Genomic DNA, 22354 nt, shown 5'->3' on the forward strand with positions numbered 1-22354 from the left:
TCGGATGCTCGTCGGGTCTGGGGCTTTGCCTTTCCAGAGTTGATCGTCTGCCGGCGTGATTTCGAGAAGGCCACCGCGCGCAGACACACGTGGCTGGACGTATGCGAGGAGAGACCCAACCACAGCGGTTAAAAAAGCCCCATGTGCCCCATGTTTGGGTTCAACATGGGGCGCGCTAACATACTGTTTTATAGAACGTTGCCCCATGTGCCCCATGTGCCCCATGTTTTTCTCGCGCGCGCATGCAGCTGCAAGCTGGTGAGAAGGGGGTAGAGCTCGATGTCCGAGCGCAAAAAAACATGGGGCACATGGGGCACATGGGGCAACCGACGTAATATCAATTATTTATTGTGCCCCATGTTTAAAAGAAACATGGGGCACATGGGCGCTAATGAGCGGGAAAAAGCCGATGGCGTGGCATGTGATCGAATGCATCGAGGGAAAGGACAAAGAAGCGTATGGGAGGTTAGCGGCGCTCGGCTTTGAGGTTTGGCGGCCGACGCTCAAAAAGCGCGAGTCTACGCGTTGGCAGGGAAAGCCGCTCGAGAAGCGCCAGCGCAAACCCTGTTATGTTCCGATCTTCGGCCGCTATCTGTTTATCCAAGTCGATATGAGCGACGCGATATTCGGCGCGGTCCTCGAGCAACCGGGCGTTTATTCCTGGCTCTGCTATGCGGGATCGGATGATCCAGCGACCGTCCCCGACGAATGGATTGCGCATTATAAGCAATTCAAGCCTGAGTGCGTCGACGTCATGCCGACGCTCGCCGCTGGCGACAAGGTCGGCATTACGCAAGGGCCGTTCGCCGGTTTGCAAGGCGTCGTCAATCGCGTTGACAAGCGCGGAGTTGTCTGCGTTCAATTGGACATCTTCGGCAGACCGACGCCTTTGATTCTCCCGGTCGGTCACGTCGAGCTTGTGGAGCAGGGCCACCGGCCTCCGATCGAGCGCGACGTTGAGCAACGCCAGCGTAAGCGGGCGTAAGTGCGAAGCTATCCCCACATCAAGATCCCTGAGCACGCGACTCCACAGCCGCGTGCCACCTTGTTGGAGCATCCCATGCAGGCTGAATCCGACGCCGCAAAGCAGGCGCAGACCTCCTTCATCGCCAGCGCCCTCTCTATGGCCAAAGACTTCAAGGCCATGCGCGACGCGTATGTGACGATGAAAGATGAAAGGGACGCGGCGATCGCATCTCGGGACACAGCGCTCGCTGACGCGCAGATCGCGCGCGCCGCATTCGTCGAGATGACCGCGGAGGCAGAGGCGGCCGGGCAGCAGCTCGCGGGTTAGAATAATTGCCGCGGCCCAAACGCACACGCTTTTGGGTCCTCCCCAGCCCGAACTATTGCGGTGGAGGCGGGGCCCGGGGGCGGGGGCGTGATTGGATTTTTGAACAGGGTTGACGAAAGCGTGTGATGGGCATGCACGGGGCGGTTGACGATCAGGACTGGGTTTCCGTTTCCGAGATTGCCGATCGCTATAAATGCACGCGTCAGAATGTCTCGAAGCGTGTGAAGGGTTTCCGCGAAGCCAACCGCTTGCAGGTTAAAGGGGCTGGGCGCGGGCTTCGCGTGCATCTTCCGTCATACGCGGCGCTCGTCGCTGAAACTCACGATCCCGCGCAGGATCTGCGCAATCGCAACGTGAAGCGACCCGCAGATGATGAGCCGGCGGCCCCTAATGAAAAGAAACACGCCGGCCAACCACATTTCAACGACGCTGCAGCGCGCGAGAAAAGCGCGAAGGCCGAACTCGCCGAGCTGCAACTGGCGCAGAAGCGCAGCGAGCTCGTCCCGGTTCGCGAGATCGAACGCGCGGCCGTCGAGACAGGAACGTCGATCGCGCAGATCGTAAATGCGCTGAAGGCTCAATCCGGCAAGCTCTACGCCGCGTCGAAAGGCGGCGAAGAAGCTCTGCACATCGAACTCCTCGGCATCGCCAACGCGATGCTCGGTTCAATCGCCGAAAGCATGGCGAAGCTCGCCGCGCGCGGCGCTACGGAAGCGGACTAGCAGCAACTCATGTCGACCCGCTACGCCAACGCGCTGGCCATCATCGCCGGCGCGATCGCGGCCGCCGTTACGCCGCCCTCGACGCTGACGCCCTCCCAGGCGGCGGCCAAGAGTCTCGTCGTGGTCGAAGGCCCGCGCGCCGGACAGCTCTGGGACCCCGCGCAGGCTCCCTATATCTGCGCGATCATCGACACGGTGTTCTGCGGCCCGCATACCAAGGGAACCGTCCGTAAGTCGGCGCAGACCGGCTTCACGCAGGGCTTGATTGCGATCGAGCACTGGATTGCGACCGAGTCCCCCGCCCGCACGTTGCACGTCCTGCCGACGACGGGCCTCGCCCAGGCCTATAACCGCGAAAAGTTGCAGCCCTCGATCGAAGCGACGCCCGCCATGCGCCGCAAGGTGCTCGACATGTCGAAGCGCGCGTCGCTCGGCTCGTCGGCGCTCTACAAGTCGTTCCCGGGCGGATCCATCGCCATCACCGGCGCCAATTCCGCCGCCGAACTGCAGGCGCGCACGATCAAATACGCGCTTTGCGACGAAATCGACCAGTGGCCGCGCGATCTCGACAAACAGGGTTCGCCAATGGCCATGGTCGACGCCCGCCAGATCAGCTTTCATGCCACGCGCGATTATCGCAAGCTGCAGGGCGGCACGCCGACAATGAAGGGCGCGTCGCTCGTAGACGCCGAATTCGAGGCCGGAGACCAACGATATCAGCGCCTGCCCTGCCCGCATTGCGGCGAGCGCATCCGCCTCGTCTTCGGGGGCTTTGCGGACGAACCCGGCGGCGTCGGCCTGCGGTTCAACCGCACGCATCCCGCCGACGCTCACTATGTCGCCCAGTGCTGCGGCTCGCGCATCGAGCATTGGCAGAAGCGCGGCATGATCGCATCGGCGATGGATCTGCCGGATTACGGCTTCGTCGCCGAAAAACCGGAGCCCGGGCGTCATCCGTCCTGGCATATCGACGCGATCGCGTCGAATTTCACGACCTGGGACAAGATCGCAGATACCTTCATCGCGGCCGGCGATGATCCACAAAAGCAAAAGAGCTTCTATAATCACTGGCTCGGCCTCGCTTACGAGGAAAAGTCCGATACGCCGGATTGGGAGCCGCTGTTCAAGCGCCGCGAATCCTACGCCGAGCGCGCCATTCCGGCCGATGCACTGCTCGTCACCATGGGCGTCGACGTGCAGAAGCGCGGCCTCTATGTCGAAATCGTCGGTTGGACCCCCGATAAACGCAGCTACACGCTTTTTGCGTCATACGTCGCCGCCGGAACGCCGGAAAAGCCCGGCGAGACGGCGGACCCGGATGATCCCTGCTGGCGCCGTCTGACGGAGCTGCACGAGTCGCCGCTGCCGGACGCCTTCGGCGGCAAGCGCCGCATCGACGCGACTGGCGTCGACTGCCGATACAACGCCCCGGTCGTTTATGATTGGGAGCGTCGCAATCATGGCGCTTACGCCATCCGCACGGAAGAAGGCTGGGGCCGCGCGCCGCTCTCCGCGCCGCAATATGTCGATTTCGACTGGCGCGGAAAGCGCATTCGCAAAGGCGTGCAGCAGTGGATTTCGGGCTCCTATAACCTCAAATCCCGCTTCTACGCCTATCTGAACCGCGAAACTTTCATCGACGACGGAGAAATGCGCACGCCCTCCGGCTTCTGCCACTTCGGGACATTCCTCGAGGAAGGTTATTTCCGGCAGATCACGGCTGAATATGTCGGGCAGGACAAGGCCGGAAAGCGCATCTGGAAAACGGCCTATCCGGACAATCACTGGCTCGATTGCCGCGTTTTGTCGATGGCGCTCGCTTTCGGGGCGCCGGTCTTCGACATCGGCAACCGGCCCGAAAGCTTCTGGCGCGAGCTCGCCTTCGAGCGCGGCGGCGCCGCGGCTATCGCGCCCCTGCTGCGCGCCGCAGATCCCGTCCGGGCCGCGGAATCGCCGGCGGCAGATGGTGCGGGCGCTTCATCCCTAGCGGAAGCGACCGCAGACGCCGCGCCGCCGGCTGGTGGTTGGGCCTTCGAGGGGGACTCCTGGATATGACGCCGGACCAGATCGACGCGACGATCGGCAAGCTTGAAACCGCGCTCGCCAGCGGCGTGCTCACCGTCGAATATGACGGCCGTCGCACGACCTTTTCATCCGCCGCCGATCTCATCAAGTCGCTCGATTACTTCAAGCGGTTGAAAGCCGGAGTTCCCTCAACGGGCCCGGCGCCAGCCAGCGCCGATCGCGGGTCTTACGCAGCGTTTTCGCGCGACTGACAAACATCAAAGTTTCTCCTGTGCCAGGGGGATTAACGCGACACGGGCTTCATCGGCTCCGGCGTCGCATCGCGACCCTGTGCGTTACAGGCCTGGCAGGCCGGACGCCGATGGAGGTTGAGGCATGAAAGCAAGACTTGCCAATTCTGTTCTCAAGCACACGGAAGAAGAATGCGCACAGTCCGGCCTTACCGAGCTGCGCCGTGCGCTCATTCTTCCCTGGGAGCATTTGACGGAAGGGCACAAGAATCACGTAACCCCACCGCACGCTTGCATCGCTGATATTCTTGCGCCGGAAGCAATCAATGACTTCGCCAAGCCGTTCATCGTGTCCGAAGAAGTCGCAGAAGTCATAAGCGCGATGGCTGGCGCCGATGGCGAGCACATTGATATCGCTGCTGAGCGTGCGGCGCTTCCGACAGATTTCGGATATCTAGAATTTCGCCGGGCAGGCATCGATGGGACTTGCGCGGCCTTGTGGCGAAGGATCGATGGAGAGAAGTTTGCGGTTCTGTTTTATTTAATGTGTGACGAGCCGGGGCCCGGAGCAAGTGTCTCCGAGATAATAGAAAAAGATATCGCGAGTGGCGTAATTCCCGCAGAAAAGGTCTCCGCAGCGCGGAAAATGAGTCGTCTTTACGATGAACGGGGGATCGTTAGTTGTCACTCAAAATACTTCGGAACGCTCAAATGGGACGGGAAGATTCAGCTATCTGACCTTTGTGTTGATGAGCGGGTCGCATATCGAGGCGCTTGTCAATTTGTGTGGTTCTTTACGCTCTTCTGCGCATTTATGATGACGCCGCGCGCTTGCGAGACAAAAATTGCAGGCCCATCGCGCCTTGCGCGGAGCATCGCTGCGAAGCGGCAGCTTCCAATTCTGTCGTTCAACGAAGTGAGTTTTGCGCCAGATCGGCCATCGCGTTCGAAAAAAGTCCGCGAAGCAGAGCGGCCGGGCGTCCGTCTGCATGATGTTATCGCACACTGGCGCCGGATTGTCCGCGAGGGCAAGGAAGGGCTCGTCTTTGTGAGGGCACATACGCGTGGGAACGCCCGTAAGGGCGTCGTCCTCAAACAACGCAAGCTGGCTGCTTGATGCCCTACGCGCCCTCCTTCCTCGATCGCGTGTTTCTCGCCGTCGCGCCGCAAGCCGGCCTAGCGCGGCTGCAAGCGCGTATGCAGGCTGCGATGATGCTCGACGCCGCACGGGCCTACGACGGGGCCTCGCGGGATCGGCGGCTTTCGGGCTGGCGCGCTTCGGCGGCGGGCCCCCGGGCGGAAGGCGACTCAGGGCGCGAATTGCTGCGCTACCGGGCGCGCGATCTTTACCAGAACAATCAGGCCGTCCGCGCTGCGACGTTGCAATTTCAGGGACAGACGGTCGGCTCCGGGGTCACGCCGCGCGCAGTCGGCGCCAACAAGAGTTTGCGCAAAAAGGCAAACGAAGCCTGGAAGCGATTCGTCGACACATGCGACCCCGAGGGACAGCAGGACTATTACGGCCTGCTGTCGACGACCGTTTCGTCCATGTTTATCGACGGCGAAGCGCTGCATCTGTGGCTCGACGACGGGCGCGGCAACAAATGGAGCCAAATCCGCCTGCTCGAGGCCGATCATCTTGATGAAACGCGCGCGCTGCTCGTGAAAGCCGCGAATGCGCGCGTCATCAACGGAATCGAATTCGACGAATGGGGCCGCCGCCTCGCCTATTATCTGCACGAGACGCATCCCGGAGAAAGCGACATCGTGCGCCTGTCGAGCAAGACCAAGCGCATCGTCGCGGCCGACGTGGATCATTTCTTCCACATCGCGCGCCCGGGCCAGATTCGCGGCGTTTCCTGGCTTGCGCCGTCCATCGTGTCGCTGCGCGGCCTCGACGACGTGACCGAGGCGATGATCTGGCGCAAGCGCATCGAGGCATGTCTCGGTCTCGTTGTGCGCACGCCCGACACGCAAGGAGCCGCGCCCGTCGTCGGCGCGCAAAGGATGGATGACAAGGGCCGTCGCGAAGAAACGATGGCGCCCGGGAAGATCCTGCGCCTCGGCCCCGGAGAGGAAGTCACCGCCTTCGAGCCGTCGAGCAGCGGCGACACGATCGAATTCATGCGCTCGCGCCTCTACGCCTTCTGCGCGACGACTGGAATCGCCTACCACGAGGTCACGGGCGACGCTTCCCAAGCCAATTATTCCAGCATGCGCGCTGCGAAGGTCGCAGGCTATGTGCTGATGGACATGGTGCAATGGCTGGTCCTGGCGCCGCGCGTGAAGGCCGCCTGGCGGCGCGTGATGTGGCGCGAGACGACGTTGAGCGGCGTCGATCTGCGCAACGTGTCTTGCGAATTGTCCATGCCGGTGCGGCCCTGGGTCGACCCGCTGAAAGACATCATGGCGAAAGTGCTGGAGATCCGCGCGGGTCTTCAGGCGCAGCCCGACGCGCTGGCCGAGCGCGGCATAAATTGGGAAGATTTCGTCGCCGAAATGCAGGAATGGCTCAAAGTCGTCGACAAGGCCGAGCTGATCTTCGACACAGACCCGCGCCGCGTAAACGACAAGGGCGCGCTGCAATCCGCCGTCACGGCGCAGGGCGCGGCTGTCGCTGCTGAACGCCAGCAGCAAGACCCGCTGACAACCTGAAGGCACAAGCATGGATAAGACGTTGACCGCGCCGCAGGGTGTTGCGACGGGCCAGACCTTTGCGCGCGACATCGGCCCCGGCAATTTCGGCGTTCCGGTCGCGGCCACTGTTGTGCCGGGCAGCTATGACGCGGAAGCGCGCACGGTCGAGGGCGTCTTTGCAGCCGGCTCCGCCTGGCCGCGGCTCGGTTTTATCGAGACCCTTCAGATTTCCCCCGAGGCGATCGATCTTTCTCGCGTCGTCAAGGGGCAGGTGAAGCTGCTCGACGTTCACAACACGACGTCGATCACCAAAGCGCTCGGTTCTGTCGAGGCGGCGTGGGTTGAGAATGGCGAGCTGGTCGGGCGCGTGCGCTTCCACGACACGCCTCAGGGCAGAGAAGCTGAGGGCCAGGTCGCGCGCGGCGAGATCACCGGCTTTTCCATTGGCTATGTCGTCAATCAGTGGAGTTTCGTCTCGCGTGACGAGATGGGCGCCGAAACATGGCGCGCCGAAAAGTGGACCCTGCTCGAAGTCACGCTCTGCACGGTTCCCATTGATGACGCTGCGATGGTCCGGGCCGTCGCCGATGTCGATACACAGCCCCGGAATACCCCCCAAGAGGACCAGATGACCGAAACCGCCCAGCCGGCGGCCGCTGCGGCGGCCGAATCCCCCAACAATAGCGTCGCCGCGACCGAAACCCGCGCTGTTTCCGCCAACGCATCGGCGCCGCCCGCGCCTGTGACGCCGTCGGCCGAGGTCGAGACGCGCGCCGCGCCGGCGCTTAACGCCGGCGACGTAATGCTCATTCTCGACATCGCCTCCGATCTCGGCCAGGCGCCGCTCGCGCGCAGCATGATCGAGCGCGGCGCGACCAAGGAAGCGATCCTGCAGTCGATTCGCGACGCCCGCGCCGCCGCCGGCAATCCCGGCGCGACGATTGGCGGGCCCCGCGCGCAGATCGGCCGCGACGAGACGGAAACCCGTCGCCGCGCGATCGAAGATGCGCTGGCGATTCAGCTTGGCGAGCGCGCCGAGCCGAATGAGCCGGCGCGCGGCTTCATGCGCAATCGCACGCTGGTCGAATTCGCGGCGGATTCGGTCAACCACTCCGGCCGCCTCTCCGGCTTCGGCGAGCGCGAAGACGTGCTGCGTCGCGCTATGCTGACGACGAGCGATTTCCCGATCCTGCTCGAAAATGCGCTCAACCGCGCGCTGCGCGCGCGCTATGTCGTCGCCGCGCCGACCTACCGCGCGATTGCGCAGCAGCGCACCTATACCGACTTCCGCGACCACATCACCGTCCGCGACGGCGACTTCCCGCAGCTCAAGGAAGTCAAGGAAACCGGCGAGATCCAGGCGGGCAATTTCTCCGAGTCGAAGGAGAAAACCGCCGTCAAGGCATACGCCGTTCTCGTGCCCTTCTCGCGCCAGCTCCTGATCAACGACAATCTCGGCGCCATTCAGCGCGTTCTGAATTCGCGTGGCGAGGCGGTCGCTCGCTTTGAGGAGGAGACCTTCTACGCGATGATGCTTTCGGCGACGGGCGCCGGCCCGACGCTGAACGAAACCAGCCGCGCCGTCTTCAACACGACCGACAAGACGCTCGCCGCCTCCGGCGGGGCGATCGACAACACGACGCTGGGCGCCGGCCGCGCGGCCATGCGCAAACGCAAGACCATGGACGGCACCTATATCAACGTCTCTCCGTCCATCCTGCTCGTCGGTCCCGACAAGGAGACGGAGGCGCAGAGCGTGCTGTCGCCGCTCTACGCCGCGCAGGCCTCGAACGTGCCGCTGTTCAGCAATTTGCTGAGCCTGCAGGTCACGCCGCAGATCACGGGCAACGCCTGGTATCTGTTCGCCGATCCGATGCAGGGCGCCAACTTCGAATGGGGGCTGCTCGAAGGCTATGCGGCGCCGCGCATGCGTATCGACGAGCCGTTCGGCCGTCAGGGCATGTCGGTCTCGCTCGAGCACGACTTCGGTTGCGGCGCGATCGACTTCCGCTTCGGCTATCGCAACGCCGGCGGCTAAGCCGGGCGCTCCTGAGCGCGCCGCCTGACGCGGCGCGCTTCTCCTCCCACCTCGAAAGCAAGACCAATGGCCAAAAATTTCGTTCAGTGCGGCGACACGCTGGAGCTCGCCGCCCCCTATGACCGCAACTCCGGTGAGGGCGCACTCATCGGCGCGCTTTTTGGCGTCGCCATGGTCGACGTGCTCAATGGCGTTTCCGCCAATTTTGCGCTCGAAGGCGTCTTCACGCTCGCCAAGGCGACGGGCGCAGCGTGGACTGTCGGCGCGGCGATCTATTGGGACGACAGCGCCAAGAACTGCACCACGACGTCTGCGGGCAACACGCGCATCGGCGTGGCTACCGCGGCGGCCGGTTCCGGCGACACGACCGGAAACGTCCGCCTCATCGGCGCCGGCGTCAATGATGTCGGAACGCCGCTGACCGCGACCGCCACCAAGGCTGCCGGCGGATCCAACGTCGCTGAGGTCACGATCACCGTGAAGGATGCGGCGGGCAATGCGGTCGCCGCGGTTCACAATCTCGACGTTTGGCTCTCTGACGACGCCGATGGCGAGGGGCTGACCGGCACAACGGCATCTGGAACCGTCCAGGCTAAATCGGCCTCCGGCACGGTCCTGAGCGCCATGGTCGCCAAGAAGGCGCTCCGGGTCCAGACCCTTAAGACGGGCGTCTTCGTGCTGGAAATCACCGACACCGCCAAGACCGCATTCAAGGTCGCGGTTTCGATTAACGGCAAGACGGCGGTTGTCGCGACGCTCGCGACGGGCAATTACGGCTAAGCGGCGAGAGCGCAATGACGATAGATTTCGAGGCCCTCGCCCTAGGCCCGATCTACGACGTGATGAGCGTCTCGGCGTCCTTTGCTTTGGCGAAGGGCGCTGGGTCATTCACGCTGCCGGCGATCGACATGACGGCTGGCCTCGAAATCACCCTTGGCAGCGTGGACATTCCGACGATTCAGCCCGTCGCCATGATCCGCGCCGCCGACCTCGCCGCGCAATCGAAACGCCCCGATCAGCTTCTCGGTGCGACCGTCTCTCTCTCCGGAAAGAGCTGGCGCATCGAGAGCTATAAGCCAAAGCCCGGTCCGGCCGGCGAGGCGCACGGCGAATACGCCCTCATTCTGGTGCAGATCTGATGCGTGACAGGCGCGAGGAAATCCTCGAAAGACTTACCGAAATCGCCGGTTGCCTGGTGGGCGGAAGCGCGGTCTTTCGTAACCGAGAGGAAATCCCGGAAGCGCCGCGCCCCGCCATCCTCATCAACGACGGCGACGAGAGTGTCGAGGAGCCAGAAGGCCCGCCGCGCCGGCGTCGGAACGACGTCGTGTCGATGATTCCGGACATCACGATCTTCGCGCAAGGGGCGACGTCTGTGGACCTCGCCAAGGCGCGCGCGGATCTGCGCCGTCGCCTCGTCGCCGCCGTGCTCTCGGATAGCGATCTCAACGAAATCACCGGCGCCAATGGCGACGTTCGGTACACCGGCTGCGGCACGCGCGACGTGATGGGCCGCAACATGATGGGACAGGCCGGCGTCGCCTTCACTTTCACCTACCCGCTGCTGCTCAGCGAAGTCGAGCTTTAACCGCCAAGAACGGAGCCTTTCGAGATGGCGTCTTCAACTGACAATCTGCAGATCCTCAAGGGCGTCGTGTCCGTTCGCCGGTTCACGAAGCTACCTGTCGCTTGGGCCGCCGAGACGGATTTTGCTACCGGCGACTACGTTTACATGCCGACGAGCAAAAATCTCTACAAGGCCACAACCGGCGGAACTTCAGCGGCCTCTCCGGGGACCGGCCCCTCTGGGACGACGTCTTCGATCACTGACGGCACGGTGACCTGGGCCTATGTGCCCTGGGTTGATGTTGGCAATGTGCCTAAGTTTGAATTCACGCCGGAGGTTGAAAAGGACGAGCATTTTACCTCGCGCGCCGGCATCAAGGTGCGCGATAAGACCGTCATTCTCAGCAAGAAAGGGTCGCTCGCTATCACCTTTGAAGAAGGAACGATGGAGAACATGGAGATCGCGCTACTCGGAACGCTCTCCGGATCTTCTCCAAACCGCGAAATCGAAATTTTCGATGCAGCGGAAATTACCTGCCAGGTGAAATGCGAGGGAACCAACGATGTTGGCCCTCGGCGCAGTGCCTTTTTCGGCCACGTCGCCTTTCAGCCTGACAGCGCCGTCCCTTTCATCTCAGATTCGTGGGCGCAATATGATCTGAAGGGCGAGGTCAATCTCGACGGTCTCGGTTCCTTCGGCAAGTTCAGTGAGGCTGCGTGATGGCCAGTCTTCTCGATATCGCGCCGATCGAAAATGTGGTGTGCAGCGTCACCGTGCGAGGCCGGGAGCTCGAGACCCCCGGCCTCGGCATTGGCGCTATCGCCGCGCTCGTTGCGCGCTTTCCCGTGCTGCAAAGCATCTTCAGCCAGCAAGAAGGCTATGAGAAGAGTCTCGATATCGCCCGCCTTGGCCCCGAGGTTGCATCGGCGATCATTGCGTCGGGAACCGGGCGCCATTTCTCGGCAGAACATGAAGAGGCCGCGAAGCGTCTTCTCCCGGATGAGCAGTTGCGCGTTCTTACCGCGATCTGGAAGGCGACGGCGCCGAACGGCCCCCGCCCTTTAGCCGAGGCGCTCGTCGAGGCGGGCCTCTTCGACGCGGAGCTGATCAACATCGTGGACCGCTTGCTGGCCGCGATCGATGGCGCGCGGAAAACCTCGTCGGACTCGCAGAGCTTGTCGAGTTCCTGATTTTCGCCGGCCACCCGCCCGAGTCCGTTTGGCGCTATACGCCGCGCCAGGCGGCTGCATTCGCTTCGCTGGCCCATAGGCGCATGAGGCGGGAAGCCGCCATCGATTTGAGCGTTGCGCGCCAAGCCTACCACAGCCCGCCTGACGTCGTGAAGAAGACGCTAAAGGAGATGACGGAAGGAGATGGCTTCTAGCGTTGTCGTCACGGGCTTAAGCAGAGATCAGGTCCGCCGAGTCTTTGACGGCATGCTCGACAACATGGCGCAGGCGGCGAGCGCCGCTGTCTCGGACGCAGGCGTTATCGTCAAAAAGCGCGGCCGAGCAGCCATCGCGGCGGGCGGCTTCTCAAAGCGTTGGCAGAACGCCTTGCGGGTAGAGGCTTATCCGAAGGGCAGAGCCTCGCTGCGCGCGGCGGCGTTCATGTATCACAAGATACCCTACGCCGGGATTTTCCAGACAGGCGGAACGATCTCAGGCAAGCCAATCATGTGGCTGCCGATCCCTGGAGGTCCTGCGGCGAAGAACTTCGGCGGCCGGAAAATGACGCCGCAGAAGTGGGCCAAGAAAAGCAAGAGTCTCGGAGACCTGATCTATGTGAAGGGGAAGAAGCATCCTCTTTTGATCCGCGTCCCGCCGAAAAAGAAAAAGCGCGGGCGCTTCGCCAAGATGTTCCCAGGCGGGAAGGGGCAGCGACAGCCGGCCATCAAGGGCGTCGATTACGTGCCTGTGTTTTTTGGCGTCACCACGGTCCAGATGCGGAAGCGCTTTGACGTCATGGAGGCTCCGGCGGCGGGGCGCGCGGCGCTGCCAGGCCTGTTTGCGAAACATCTGAGGAGAACTTCGGCTAATGGGAAATGACCTAACAGCGCGCATCTCACTCATTGGCGGCGAAGAAGTGAAGCGCGCGTTCCGCGATCTGGCGAAAGTGGGAGAAGACTTTACGCAGAAGCTGAAGAGCGCCGACTTCACGCCGATGAACGAGCTCGAGCGCTCGCTTCGTCGCGCGGAGTTCGGAGCCAAGAGCGTCAGCAGCGAAATCGGAAAGATTGGCGGGACCGCTCGAATCATGGCCGGCCTTTTTGGCCGGAACGCATCCGCCGGCTTCGACTCGACTCGAGCCGCTTCAACCAATCTCGGGAACAGCATCGGCCTCACCAAAATGCAGGCCCAAGCGCTCGTTTATACCTTCAACGACGTGACAGCCTCACTCGCCTCCGGCGCGTCGATCATGACGATCGCCATCCAACAGGGCGGGCAACTTAGCCAGGCGTTCGGCGGCGTGCGCGGGACATTCTCCACCCTTTTGCCGATGCTGGCGCGCTTCGCCCCCTTGCTCTTGCCGCTTGCCGCCGGCGCGGCGGCGGCCGGAGCCGTCAAACTTGCGCTCAGCGCCGGTGAGGCGGCGCGCGAGCTGCAGAAGGCGGCGGACGCAGCGGGGCTGACCACCGACCAATACCAAAAGCTGAAGCAGGCAGCGACCGCGGCAGGGCTCGATCAGGAAGGCGTCGTCGCTGCCGTCGGCAACATGGCCAAGGCGGCAAACCAGACCTCAGACCAGATCGGCGGCGGACTCATCGCCTCGCTATTCAACGCTGGGAATGGCGTCATCGGCCTTTCAAAAACCGTCGAAGACGGCGTGACGAAGGTGAGGCTCTATGGCCGCGAGCTAAAGGGGACAGAAGGCCTCGCGGCTGCGCTCGGCGTCAAATTCACGGACGCCTCCGGAAACGCCCGCGACGCGACCGAGAACACGCGTAATTTGGCAAAGGCGCTAGCGGCCATCAAGGATCCAGCCTTGCAGCTCCGCGCAGCGACAGAAGGTGGCGTCGCCGCGCTGCTGCCGAAGATCAGGCAGGGCCCGGCGGCCGTGGACGCCTATTTCAACGATGTTGCGCGGCAGACGCCGCAGATCTCAGGCGCCGATATCACCCAGGCCCAGACGCAGGCCGAGAACATGGGGAAGATCGCCTCGACGTTTGAGACGCTGTCGGGCCGTATCCAGGGGGCTCTCTTGCCGATCGGCACGACGGCAAGCCAGGTCATGCTCGACGTCGTCAACGCCTTCAGGGGCGACAATGTGGAGACGCCGTGGATTGCGAGCATCGTCAGTGGCATTGGCGCGATCGCCGATGTAGCGAGCAAAGCTGCGGATGTAGTCCGGGCCCTGGTGACCGCCCTGCAAGAGGCTGCGCGCGTATCCTTTAGCGGAGGGGCTAAGATCCACGACCTGACCGGCGGCAGCGGCAATAGCGGCTATGCCGGCGGCGGCCATGTCCGCGGCGCCGGAACCGGGACGAGCGACAGCATCCTTTCATGGCTCTCCAACGGCGAATACGTCATCAAGGCAGCCGCCGTGAGCAAGTTCGGCGTCGGCCTGTTTCATGACCTGAATAATCTCCGCGCGCCGAAATTCGCGCTCGGCGGCCTTGTCGGCGACTTAAGCGCGGTGCGCTTTCAGGCGCCGGACTTCTCCATGCCGCTCCCCGCTTTCGAGGATGGCGGGCTGTTCGCCGCCGCTGCGAGCGTTGGGCCTTCAGGGGGCGCCGTGAGGACGGGCGATATCGTCATCAACGGGGAGCGGGCGGGGCCATTCACTGGCGGCGACGACGCCTTCGAACAGCTGTCCCGCATCGCTCAGCGCCAGCGCATCACGAGGATCTGATGTCAGAGCTCCCCGCCGAAGGGACGATCCTCGTCGTCGCGCTGAGCGGTCAGCAGATCCTCACGCCATGGTCGGCGCGGGGCGTGACCGAGACGCTGACGCCGATCGAGCAGAACATACCCCCGCGTCGCAACGTCAACGGCGCTCTGCGAGACATCTCTTTCGCCGCGTTCCAGAAATATCGCATCGAACTGACCTGCAAGGACGTCAACGCCCCTGCCCTCGACGGGGTCTGGCGCGGGCAATCGCTGCTGATCTCCTGCGTCCATGAACTTTCCTTCCGCACGGCCGGCGGCTCGCCGGCGCGGCCGGTCGTCTCGGGCAGCACGCGCGTCGAGGGCGATTTCACCTACTACCGCCCGCAGATTCTCGCCAAGGTCATGGATTTCAGCCTCGGGAAAGACGAGTGGCCGGCCGATGTCTCCTGGCGCATGATCCTGGACGAGGTCTGACGTGGCGGGTCCTGGAACAGGCGGGCCGTTCTACGCGGCGCTGACTGACGAAGACGACAATGTCTTCGGGTCGGAGCATTACCGCTGGGACACCGATATCTTCCGCTTCGCTCTCAGGCAGTCGGAAGGCGAGGCGGCGCTGCTCGAGATCGAGGTCGTCAATCCTTGGATCGATGCGCCGTCGTTCAAATACATCGCGCCTGGCCAGCATTATTGGCTCTATCTCGCCTATTGGGACGGGTCTGCGGTCGTCCCGCTGTTCTTCGGGCGCCTTGTCGGCCATCCGGAGAATATCGACGATTTTTTCGTCACGTTGCAATTCGTCGGCCGCTCGTCGAGGTGGAAGGTCGACCAACTCGTGCTCGCCGAGTCGCTTAAGAGCGGCTCGTATTTCGACCCGGTGTTTGTCGACGCCGCGCATCGCAACGATCCGCAGGCCGTGATCGACGCGCGGCCGGTCGCCTATCACATCGACCCCGTGGCTCATGCGGTGACGGTCTCTCATCTTCTCACGGGAGAGGATGGGGTTCTCGAGCTCGGCGAGGACGACGTGCTGTGGGGCGCGCGTCCGCGCCTGACGCAGCCGCCGCTCGACGCCGTGGCGGCCGAAGCGGAAGCTGTCTGGTCGCAGATCGATTCCGGCGGCTCTGTTTTCGTCGGCGCCTGGGCAATCAATTCCTACAGCGGGAAGTCTCTGATCTCGGATTGGCCGAAGGCCGGCGCCTCTCTCGGCGGCGGTTGGTTCGTTCAGGCGTCGTGGGCGCTGGATTATTACGACATCGACGGCGGCGGCACAGTTCAGAGCTCCGGCGGCTTCACCGATCAATCGCCGCGCCATAATGACGGCGACGCGATATCCGGGTCAGGCTCGTCTGCGGTTCCGCGTACGCGCGCCCCGTGCATAACCTTTGTCATCAAGGAGGAAGGAAAGGGCGGGATCATCGGCGAGGATTACGCCGACCCTTCCGCCAATTGGAGCGCGACGGTCGGACACATCCCGATGTATCGCGTCGATTGCGGCCTTTATCTGCAATATCAGGCCGAGCGTCGCCGCAGCGAGCGCGTCTCTTTCTCTCTTGCCGCCGACTTGCAGCCCGTTCTCTCCGACGCCGGGCGCACGCCTGAAGTCGAGACGATCAGCCTGTCGAGCGTGGATCTCTCCAAGCCGATGTGGGAGCCAAAGCCGCGCGCGCTGCTGTCCGGCGCCGTCGCGCGTGGCCAGGTGGCGCTTCCGACCAACCCGCCGATTGGCGGTTCGAGCGCCTATCAGATCTGCATCTCGCCTGGAACGCTGGACAGCGTCGAGCCGGCCTATGGAGACGAAGCAGACCTCACCACGGCTGACGGAACAGCGACGTTCGCCTTTCTCGGCGACAGCCTTCCGGAAATCGGCGAGTGGGCCGCCGACACATATGTCTCGCGCGGAACGGTCATAGCGCCCGTCCCGGCGCTGTCGATCATGCGCTCCGCGCTCTTCCCTGCCGCCCGCGTGCGCACCTCGGGGCCGAGCGTATCCCAGGGGCAGATCATCCGGGACGACCGCACGGGGTCGTTTCAATACTGCCTCGCCAGCGGGCAACTGTCGCATTTCTCCTGGCCGAACTTCTCGCCCTTCTACGGCGTGCCGACGCTGGATGGATCGGCGATCTTTGTTTCTCTCGGCATGCAAGCGCCGGGCGGCGCATTCCACATCTGCACGCAGGCGGGAACGACCGGCGCGGCCGTTCCGCCGCCTTTCTCGACGACGGCCGGGGAGCCCGTGGCCGATGGCGGCGTGGTGTGGGTTTCGCTCGGCGCGGGCGGGCCGTCGCTCTCCATCCCGGCGGGCGGCTATCCGGGCCGCGTCACGGCGCGCAACTGGTTTTCGACGCCGCGCGGTCTGCTGTCGCTCGAATATGTTCTCAACAAGTCGTCACGGTTGCTCATCGAGCGCGCGCGCTGCGTCGAGACGACGCTCGTGTGCCCCTTCCATGTCGCGCCGCTCGTGAGCCTGCGTAAGAACGCGACTGCTCCGGCGCCGACGCTGCCGGGCCATCAGGTGACGGGAAAGATCATCTCCTATGAGATGACCGGCGACGGGCAGAGCGGCGAGTTCCTGGTGAACATGACGCTGGCTTCGTCGATCGGCAACGGCGGGTCAGAGAGCGCCGAGGACGGCGTCGGCGTCTATGCCGAGCCGGGGGTATTCGCGCCTGGCGTGCAGTCGACGGCAGGCGGCGTCGTGACGATCGACGACGCTGTCGGCTACACGCCCCCTTCCCCGGCCCCGAATGACGACGGGCTGACCTTCCCACTCACGGCAGGGCAGGCTGTCGCGCGGGCGCAATGGATCGGGAGCGCGGCCCTTCAAGCAAGCGCCTTGCGGGCGTCGCTTCGCTATATCATCGCGGCAGCAAACCCGACGCCGCCGTTGAATGTCGACGGCATGTCGATCCCCGAATTCGACAGCAACCGTTTTATCGCCTCTCGCGGCCCATCGACGGTCGACGCCGCTCTCTCGGGGCTCGCGATAAAATTTGCGCTCGATCTGCGGCCGGTCACGGAACAGAGCTTCACGACCTCCTACCGCGTCCAGACGACAAATCTGCGCGTCCCTAAGATGATCGACATCGCCGCATGAGAACCGGGATCGAACGCATCGTCCAGCCGTTCCAGCGGCCCGACTATGCGCCGCCGCGCCTGACGACGGGAGCCGCGCTGACGAAGAGCAACGGATTAATCCGCCACGAGTGGGGCGGGAATGCGCAAGGGGCGCTTCTCACCGCCACCTACCAGTCGCAAACGCAATTTTATGTGAAGCACAAGCAGAAAGAGGAAACGGCGTAATGGCGGTCGAAGCCTCGCGCACGACGTCGGTTCGGCGCATCAAGAACCCGGACGACTCGTCCGTCTATGTCGATTTGAAAGTGATCGACAAGATCACCTTCTACGATGGCAGAAATCGTGGGCAAGAGACCGAATATGAGTTCCGCAACGATCCGGCTTCGGGGCGCGTGGTTTCGACGCACAGCATCGACGGGGACGGCGGTCAGCTCGACGTCGAGGTCATTGAGCGGCTCATCACCTACAACGGCCGCGACCGCGGACAGGCGACGGACTGGTCTTTCTTCTCTCCCGGCACATTCCCGCCTGTGCATCTCGAATATGAAGACATCAAGGTCTACGCAGACGAAGGGACAAACGAAGACGTATGGATCAAGGTTCGCCGCGTCAAAGTGGCGAAGTGGTATAACGGCCGCGACCGCGGGCAGGAGATGGAGCTACGCCTTGATTGGGCCGGCCATGACGATTACACCGGCCTTACGCCGCTCATCACCGAATACGACGGAACGAGCATCAACCCGCCATGGCGTCTCGACCCATTCCAGCAGATTATCGACGTCAGCTGGGAGGCGAAGTATCTGGCGGTTTTCTATTCCGGCAATCGCATCGCAGCGATCCCCATGTCGAAGCTCTCGACGGACCCGACGCCGACCTATGACGAAGAGTCCAATGGAAGTTGGGGGAGCGACAAGCTCAAAACCATGCAGGCGAAGCTGCAAAGTGGCTTCTGTGTCGCGTTCTGCCCGTTGAAGGTCGAAGACGTTGACGACGGCATGGGCGGCACAATTGCGACGCCTTCCGCCGAAACGAACCACCAGTTTACAGTCGTCTCGAAGACGAGCGCGCTAAAGTCGTTCGCCGCCAGCAGTCTCGACAAGGCGGCGCAGCCGATATTCAACGGAGCGAGCGGAACCTATTACACGGCATGGGACGTGTTCAGCGCGGATGCGACGAGCGTGTCGCTCTCGTCGACGGACTTCGCTCCGAATAATGAGCCATATGCTATAAGCCATTCAGGGACTTACTACTACACGCTGGAAGCGCAAGATGCTATCGGCATTGAGGGATTCTTGCTAAATGCCTGCGACGACTCGGATATTTCCTATTATTCCGGCGTCGTCCCGGCGGTTTCCGCGTCTGTCTCGTCTTTAAAATCTTCAAACGCAATATTCACATTTTACACGACAAAGACGACTTTCGGCGGCGGAGGATCGAATTTCAGCCGCCCCGGAAGTGGGTCGACGAGCGCCGATGTGCCGTGGCTGTTCTATAGCCGCTCAGGCGGGCTCGATAGCCTCGCAATCGAGATGAAGACGCTTTCGATTTCTGCCGCTGTCTTCGACGATACGCCGCCGCTGATCCCGGCTGACACGGCGACGGGGTCATTCCTCGGCAAGTCGTTCACAGTGACAAACCCGCAAGAGCATTACTTCGGCGTCCTAAACTTCCCGTTCGCGAAGTCGGAGTCGTCTCGCTACCTGATCTCCGGCGTCGGCTCCGCTGGCTTTTCAGCCGTCGACTTCATCACGCCCTACGGGACGCTCTCCGGCGTCACGGTCAGCGGCAACCCAATCTCCGGCCTCAAGTCGTGGCTGCAGATTTCGAACGGCTCGCACGACATTCAGGGATTTGTCGTCGGGTCGACGGCGCATGCGTATCTCGACGGGGCGTCGTGGGCGCCGACCGGCATCGCGCTCGCTGACATCCAGACGATGATTATGGATATGCCGCTTTCGCGCATCCAAGAACTCGCGCCTCCCCCGCCTCCTTAAGGACATCCAATGTCTCTTCTCGACGACATCGCCTGGCGCACAGAGGATGTGCGCTGGCCGGCGCCGACCGGCGCGCCGATCACCGCGGAACAATATGACGGCAATAATTACGCGCTTGCAGACGCCATCATGGCTCTGCAAGCCGCGCTCGCCGACGGTCCGCTCAGCATCGTTTCGATCGAGCAAACCTCGCCGACGGAAGCCGTCATCACCTTCTCCGACGCGTCGACGGTCACGCTGATCCTGCCGACTAGCCGGCCTGGATATTCTGAAGTCGCCGCGACGACAAAGACGCTGGCGCTCATTGACAGCTGGAAATTCCTGGACTGCACGCATACGAGCGGAGTCGCAGTCACAGTGCCTGCAAATGCCGACGTTCCGTTCGATATTGGCGAGCAGATCACGTTCCTGCATAGCGGCGGGGCGATCTCCTTCGCGGGCGCCGCCGGCGTCACAATCACCGCGCCGGCGGGCCGCGCCAAGGCGACGGCGCGCAAAGGCGCGTGGGTAGGGCTCGAAAAGACCGGGACGAATATTTGGAAGCTCTTCGGAGACCTCGACCGGGCGACGCGGGCGCTTGCGACGAGCGGCGCGATCTCGCTGGACCCGGCGCTTGGCGACGCGACGATCACGCCGGCCGGCGACGCGACGATCAATGCGACTTCCGTGCTGAAAGACGAATTCACCATCATCGTCACGACGAGCGGAACGACGTCGCGAGACATCACCTTCGGCACGAATTTCAAATCCCAAGGCGTCCTCTCGACTGGCACGACGACCGCCAAGGAATTCGTCGTCCGCTTCATCGGAGACGGGACGACCTATCGCGAAATCTCGCGCACCGCCGCGATGTAAGGAAGGCACGATGGCCTGCACCAACCCAACAACGGTCGCGCGTTACGACATTGAGATTGTCGCCGGGAATTCGAAGACGATCCCCATCACGTTCTACGAAGATGCGGCGAAGGTAAATCCACTCGACCTCACCGGCTCCACGATCATCTTCCGCGCGGTTTGGGACGGGGGCTCACTGAGCAAATCGTCCCCTTCAAGCGGGATCACGATTTCAGACCCGACGACCGGCGCAATCTCAATCGCCCTGACGGTCGCGAATTCACGCGCGCTACCGGAGGGCAAGGTTGCCAAATACGAGATTGAGCGCCGCATCGGCGGGGCGGAGACGACGCTGTTGCTCGGCTATCTCAATGTCGTGAATTGGGGGGCGAACGACGATGCCTGATGTGATCGAAATCACCGTCGCCGCGCCCGCCGCCGTTATCGAAGTCACGACGGGCGTTCAAGGTCCTGCCGGCGCGACGGGGGCGGCTGGGCCGGCTGGCGATATTGGGCCCGCTGGCCCAACGGGGCCCGCTGGCGCGACAGGCCCGGCGGGCTCGACCGGAGCGACAGGCCCAGCAGGCGCGAATGGCGTCGGCGTCCCGATTGGCGGGACGACCGGGCAAGTCCTCGTGAAGGCCAGCGCCGCAGATCACGACACGGCATGGGTCGACCAGACCGGCGGCGGCGTCACCGACCACGGCGCCCTCACCGGGCTCTCCGACGACGACCACACGCAATACCACACCGACGCGCGCGGCGATGCGCGCTATTCGGCTCTCGGGCATGGCCACGCCATCTCGGATGTCACCGGCCTGCAAACCGCGCTGGATAACAAGATCGACGACTCGCAGGCGTCGGCGTTCGGCCTGTCGCTTCTCGACGACACAGACGCCGCGACCGCGCGAACGACGCTCGGCCTTGGAACGGCGGCGACGCAGGCTTCCACCGCCTTCGCCGCGGCGTCGCACACCCATTCCGCAGGCGACGTGTTGGGGCTCGCGGCGGTCGCGACCTCTGGCGCCTATTCCGACCTCACCGGGGTGCCATCTCTCGGCGACGCGGCGGCGAAAAACACCGGGACGACGACAGGCACTGTCGCCGCCGGCGATGACAGCCGCATCACGGGCGCCGCGCAGAAGTCGGCTAACCTTTCCGATCTCGCCAGCGCGTCAACGGCGCGGACGAATTTGGGGCTCGGCGCACTTGCGACGAAGGGCGCGGCTGACCTCTCGACGGGCGACGTTACGGGCAATCTCCCTGTCGCGAACCTCAACGGCGGCACAAGCGCAAGTTCTTCGACGTTCTGGCGCGGGGATGGGACGTGGGCGACGCCGAGCGGGGGAGGCAGTGGCGACCTTTACGCATGGGCCCGCCTCCAAAGCGACTATACGCTGACGAGTCAGACGGCGGCGCAGAAGCTTTTCAACGTCAGCACAAACGGAGAGATTACCCTCGAAACCGGCATATACGAGTTTGAGTGCTATTTCTCTCTTAACAGCATGTCGACATCTAGCGGCGCATTCGGGTTTGCCTTTGGTGGCGCGGCTACATTTACATTTGCATTTGATACAATTGCAGCAAAAGTCGCAAATCAAGCGACGGCAACCGGAACATTTTATGCGACGCAATACAATGTCGCAGCTAATACTGCCATAGTAGCGGCGAGCACGTCGGCCGTTGGCTACGCGAGAATTCGAGGGACGATCAATGTCACATCCCAGGGGACAGTCATCCCGCAAGTTTCGCTTGGCGTTGCGGCTGCGGCGGTCGTGAAGGCCGGGTCATATATCATCATTCGAAAACTTGGCGCGGCTGACGCGGCAAGCGGCGGGACGTGGACCTAATGACGGCGCCAACCTCCATCGACCGCGACCTGCAGGCCGCCCTCGCCGCCTTCTCAGCCGCCGAGAGCGCCGACGATCTGGACCGCGCCTATGTCGACCTCATCCCGCCGCTTGAGCCCTATCTCGATGACGAGACGCTCAGATCCGTGACGCTGGCGTTCAACATCCGCAAGCGCATTCTCCACAACGGCGCCGTCGAATGAAGGCCCCGCGCCGGTTCCGCGCCCTATTCCCGCTCGCGCTGGCGTGGTGGCTGCT

General features: G+C 63.1%; 23 protein-coding genes. All 23 read left to right on the forward strand.

Annotated features, from left to right (window positions below):
- Nucleotides 1–409: 409 nt before the first annotated feature.
- The 23 genes from nusG (at nt 410) to ACPFMJ_RS09830 (ending at nt 22299) form a co-directional block, all read left to right on the forward strand.
- The gene (gene nusG, locus ACPFMJ_RS09720; protein WP_424363589.1) at nt 410–985 is read left to right on the forward strand and encodes a transcription termination/antitermination protein NusG; all 576 of its coding nucleotides are present in this window, start codon (nt 410–412) and stop codon (nt 983–985) included.
- Nucleotides 986–1294: a hypothetical protein gene (locus ACPFMJ_RS09725; protein ID WP_424363590.1), complete on the forward strand. Its 309-nt coding sequence runs from the start codon at nt 986–988 to the stop codon at nt 1292–1294.
- Nucleotides 1295–1425: 131 nt separating this feature from the next.
- Nucleotides 1426–2016, forward strand: coding sequence for a hypothetical protein (locus ACPFMJ_RS09730; RefSeq protein ID WP_424363591.1), 591 nt, complete (start codon nt 1426–1428; stop codon nt 2014–2016).
- A gap of 9 nt (nt 2017–2025) precedes the next feature.
- Entirely contained in the window at nt 2026–4071 is a 2046-nt protein-coding gene (locus tag ACPFMJ_RS09735; protein ID WP_424363592.1) for a terminase gpA endonuclease subunit, read from the forward strand.
- Nucleotides 4068–4292 carry a phage head-tail joining protein gene (locus tag ACPFMJ_RS09740; RefSeq protein ID WP_424363593.1) on the forward strand — a complete coding sequence of 75 codons (225 nt, stop codon included), beginning with the start codon at nt 4068–4070 and terminating at the stop codon, nt 4290–4292. The genes ACPFMJ_RS09735 and ACPFMJ_RS09740 overlap by 4 nt, the downstream gene beginning before the upstream one ends.
- Nucleotides 4293–4416: 124 nt before the next feature.
- Nucleotides 4417–5388, forward strand: coding sequence for a hypothetical protein (locus ACPFMJ_RS09745; protein WP_424363594.1), 972 nt, complete (start codon nt 4417–4419; stop codon nt 5386–5388).
- Nucleotides 5388–6926: a phage portal protein gene (locus tag ACPFMJ_RS09750; protein WP_424363595.1), complete on the forward strand. Its 1539-nt coding sequence runs from the start codon at nt 5388–5390 to the stop codon at nt 6924–6926. Before ACPFMJ_RS09745 ends, ACPFMJ_RS09750 begins: the two co-directional genes overlap by 1 nt.
- Before the next feature lie 10 nt (nt 6927–6936).
- The gene (locus tag ACPFMJ_RS09755) at nt 6937–8946 is read left to right on the forward strand and encodes an HK97 family phage prohead protease (protein ID WP_424363596.1); all 2010 of its coding nucleotides are present in this window, start codon (nt 6937–6939) and stop codon (nt 8944–8946) included.
- Nucleotides 8947–9012: 66 nt separating this feature from the next.
- Nucleotides 9013–9726: a DUF2190 family protein gene (locus ACPFMJ_RS09760; RefSeq protein ID WP_424363597.1), complete on the forward strand. Its 714-nt coding sequence runs from the start codon at nt 9013–9015 to the stop codon at nt 9724–9726.
- A gap of 14 nt (nt 9727–9740) precedes the next feature.
- Nucleotides 9741–10085, forward strand: a complete 345-nt coding sequence (locus ACPFMJ_RS09765) for a hypothetical protein (protein ID WP_424363598.1) — start codon at nt 9741–9743, stop codon at nt 10083–10085.
- On the forward strand, nt 10085–10534 hold the full coding sequence (locus ACPFMJ_RS09770) for a hypothetical protein (RefSeq protein ID WP_424363599.1): 450 nt from the start codon (nt 10085–10087) through the stop codon (nt 10532–10534). Before ACPFMJ_RS09765 ends, ACPFMJ_RS09770 begins: the two co-directional genes overlap by 1 nt.
- Nucleotides 10535–10558: 24 nt before the next feature.
- Complete coding sequence (locus ACPFMJ_RS09775) at nt 10559–11233, forward strand: hypothetical protein (RefSeq protein WP_424363600.1); 675 nt, start codon at nt 10559–10561, stop codon at nt 11231–11233.
- Nucleotides 11233–11703 carry a hypothetical protein gene (locus ACPFMJ_RS09780; protein ID WP_424363601.1) on the forward strand — a complete coding sequence of 157 codons (471 nt, stop codon included), beginning with the start codon at nt 11233–11235 and terminating at the stop codon, nt 11701–11703. The genes ACPFMJ_RS09775 and ACPFMJ_RS09780 overlap by 1 nt, the downstream gene beginning before the upstream one ends.
- 183 nt (nt 11704–11886) lie before the next feature.
- A complete protein-coding gene (locus ACPFMJ_RS09785; RefSeq protein WP_424363602.1) occupies nt 11887–12561 on the forward strand; it encodes a DUF6441 family protein in 675 nt (224 codons plus the stop codon).
- Complete coding sequence (locus ACPFMJ_RS09790; protein ID WP_424363603.1) at nt 12551–14365, forward strand: phage tail length tape measure family protein; 1815 nt, start codon at nt 12551–12553, stop codon at nt 14363–14365. The genes ACPFMJ_RS09785 and ACPFMJ_RS09790 overlap by 11 nt, the downstream gene beginning before the upstream one ends.
- Nucleotides 14365–14817, forward strand: coding sequence for a hypothetical protein (locus ACPFMJ_RS09795; protein ID WP_424363604.1), 453 nt, complete (start codon nt 14365–14367; stop codon nt 14815–14817). Before ACPFMJ_RS09790 ends, ACPFMJ_RS09795 begins: the two co-directional genes overlap by 1 nt.
- A 1-nt stretch (nt 14818) precedes the next feature.
- On the forward strand, nt 14819–17437 hold the full coding sequence (locus ACPFMJ_RS09800; protein ID WP_424363605.1) for a hypothetical protein: 2619 nt from the start codon (nt 14819–14821) through the stop codon (nt 17435–17437).
- Nucleotides 17434–17643, forward strand: coding sequence for a hypothetical protein (locus tag ACPFMJ_RS09805; protein ID WP_424363606.1), 210 nt, complete (start codon nt 17434–17436; stop codon nt 17641–17643). The genes ACPFMJ_RS09800 and ACPFMJ_RS09805 overlap by 4 nt, the downstream gene beginning before the upstream one ends.
- Nucleotides 17643–19412, forward strand: coding sequence for a hypothetical protein (locus ACPFMJ_RS09810; RefSeq protein ID WP_424363607.1), 1770 nt, complete (start codon nt 17643–17645; stop codon nt 19410–19412). The genes ACPFMJ_RS09805 and ACPFMJ_RS09810 overlap by 1 nt, the downstream gene beginning before the upstream one ends.
- A gap of 9 nt (nt 19413–19421) precedes the next feature.
- On the forward strand, nt 19422–20267 hold the full coding sequence (locus tag ACPFMJ_RS09815) for a hypothetical protein (RefSeq protein ID WP_424363608.1): 846 nt from the start codon (nt 19422–19424) through the stop codon (nt 20265–20267).
- 10 nt (nt 20268–20277) lie between these two features.
- Nucleotides 20278–20652, forward strand: coding sequence for a hypothetical protein (locus ACPFMJ_RS09820; RefSeq protein ID WP_424363609.1), 375 nt, complete (start codon nt 20278–20280; stop codon nt 20650–20652).
- Nucleotides 20645–22096, forward strand: a complete 1452-nt coding sequence (locus tag ACPFMJ_RS09825) for a collagen-like triple helix repeat-containing protein (RefSeq protein WP_424363610.1) — start codon at nt 20645–20647, stop codon at nt 22094–22096. The genes ACPFMJ_RS09820 and ACPFMJ_RS09825 overlap by 8 nt, the downstream gene beginning before the upstream one ends.
- Nucleotides 22096–22299, forward strand: a complete 204-nt coding sequence (locus tag ACPFMJ_RS09830; RefSeq protein WP_424363611.1) for a hypothetical protein — start codon at nt 22096–22098, stop codon at nt 22297–22299. The genes ACPFMJ_RS09825 and ACPFMJ_RS09830 overlap by 1 nt, the downstream gene beginning before the upstream one ends.
- The last annotated feature ends 55 nt before the right edge of the window (nt 22300–22354 follow it).

The sequence above is a fragment of the Methylocystis parvus genome (assembly GCF_049675845.1).
Taxonomy (GTDB): Bacteria; Pseudomonadota; Alphaproteobacteria; order Rhizobiales; family Beijerinckiaceae; genus Methylocystis; species Methylocystis parvus_A.

What these genes read in the sequence shown, in the direction of transcription:
- nusG (WP_424363589.1), top strand. Translation starts at nt 410, where the DNA reads ATGGCGTGGCATGTGATCGAATGCATCGAGGGAAAGGACAAAGAAGCG.
- ACPFMJ_RS09730 (WP_424363591.1), top strand. Translation starts at nt 1,426, where the DNA reads ATGCACGGGGCGGTTGACGATCAGGACTGGGTTTCCGTTTCCGAGATT.
- ACPFMJ_RS09735 (WP_424363592.1), top strand. Translation starts at nt 2,026, where the DNA reads ATGTCGACCCGCTACGCCAACGCGCTGGCCATCATCGCCGGCGCGATC.
- ACPFMJ_RS09740 (WP_424363593.1), top strand. Translation starts at nt 4,068, where the DNA reads ATGACGCCGGACCAGATCGACGCGACGATCGGCAAGCTTGAAACCGCG.
- ACPFMJ_RS09745 (WP_424363594.1), top strand. Translation starts at nt 4,417, where the DNA reads ATGAAAGCAAGACTTGCCAATTCTGTTCTCAAGCACACGGAAGAAGAA.
- ACPFMJ_RS09750 (WP_424363595.1), top strand. Translation starts at nt 5,388, where the DNA reads ATGCCCTACGCGCCCTCCTTCCTCGATCGCGTGTTTCTCGCCGTCGCG.
- ACPFMJ_RS09755 (WP_424363596.1), top strand. Translation starts at nt 6,937, where the DNA reads ATGGATAAGACGTTGACCGCGCCGCAGGGTGTTGCGACGGGCCAGACC.
- ACPFMJ_RS09760 (WP_424363597.1), top strand. Translation starts at nt 9,013, where the DNA reads ATGGCCAAAAATTTCGTTCAGTGCGGCGACACGCTGGAGCTCGCCGCC.
- ACPFMJ_RS09765 (WP_424363598.1), top strand. Translation starts at nt 9,741, where the DNA reads ATGACGATAGATTTCGAGGCCCTCGCCCTAGGCCCGATCTACGACGTG.
- ACPFMJ_RS09770 (WP_424363599.1), top strand. Translation starts at nt 10,085, where the DNA reads ATGCGTGACAGGCGCGAGGAAATCCTCGAAAGACTTACCGAAATCGCC.
- ACPFMJ_RS09775 (WP_424363600.1), top strand. Translation starts at nt 10,559, where the DNA reads ATGGCGTCTTCAACTGACAATCTGCAGATCCTCAAGGGCGTCGTGTCC.
- ACPFMJ_RS09780 (WP_424363601.1), top strand. Translation starts at nt 11,233, where the DNA reads ATGGCCAGTCTTCTCGATATCGCGCCGATCGAAAATGTGGTGTGCAGC.
- ACPFMJ_RS09785 (WP_424363602.1), top strand. Translation starts at nt 11,887, where the DNA reads ATGGCTTCTAGCGTTGTCGTCACGGGCTTAAGCAGAGATCAGGTCCGC.
- ACPFMJ_RS09790 (WP_424363603.1), top strand. Translation starts at nt 12,551, where the DNA reads ATGGGAAATGACCTAACAGCGCGCATCTCACTCATTGGCGGCGAAGAA.
- ACPFMJ_RS09795 (WP_424363604.1), top strand. Translation starts at nt 14,365, where the DNA reads ATGTCAGAGCTCCCCGCCGAAGGGACGATCCTCGTCGTCGCGCTGAGC.
- ACPFMJ_RS09805 (WP_424363606.1), top strand. Translation starts at nt 17,434, where the DNA reads ATGAGAACCGGGATCGAACGCATCGTCCAGCCGTTCCAGCGGCCCGAC.
- ACPFMJ_RS09810 (WP_424363607.1), top strand. Translation starts at nt 17,643, where the DNA reads ATGGCGGTCGAAGCCTCGCGCACGACGTCGGTTCGGCGCATCAAGAAC.
- ACPFMJ_RS09815 (WP_424363608.1), top strand. Translation starts at nt 19,422, where the DNA reads ATGTCTCTTCTCGACGACATCGCCTGGCGCACAGAGGATGTGCGCTGG.
- ACPFMJ_RS09820 (WP_424363609.1), top strand. Translation starts at nt 20,278, where the DNA reads ATGGCCTGCACCAACCCAACAACGGTCGCGCGTTACGACATTGAGATT.
- ACPFMJ_RS09825 (WP_424363610.1), top strand. Translation starts at nt 20,645, where the DNA reads ATGCCTGATGTGATCGAAATCACCGTCGCCGCGCCCGCCGCCGTTATC.
- ACPFMJ_RS09830 (WP_424363611.1), top strand. Translation starts at nt 22,096, where the DNA reads ATGACGGCGCCAACCTCCATCGACCGCGACCTGCAGGCCGCCCTCGCC.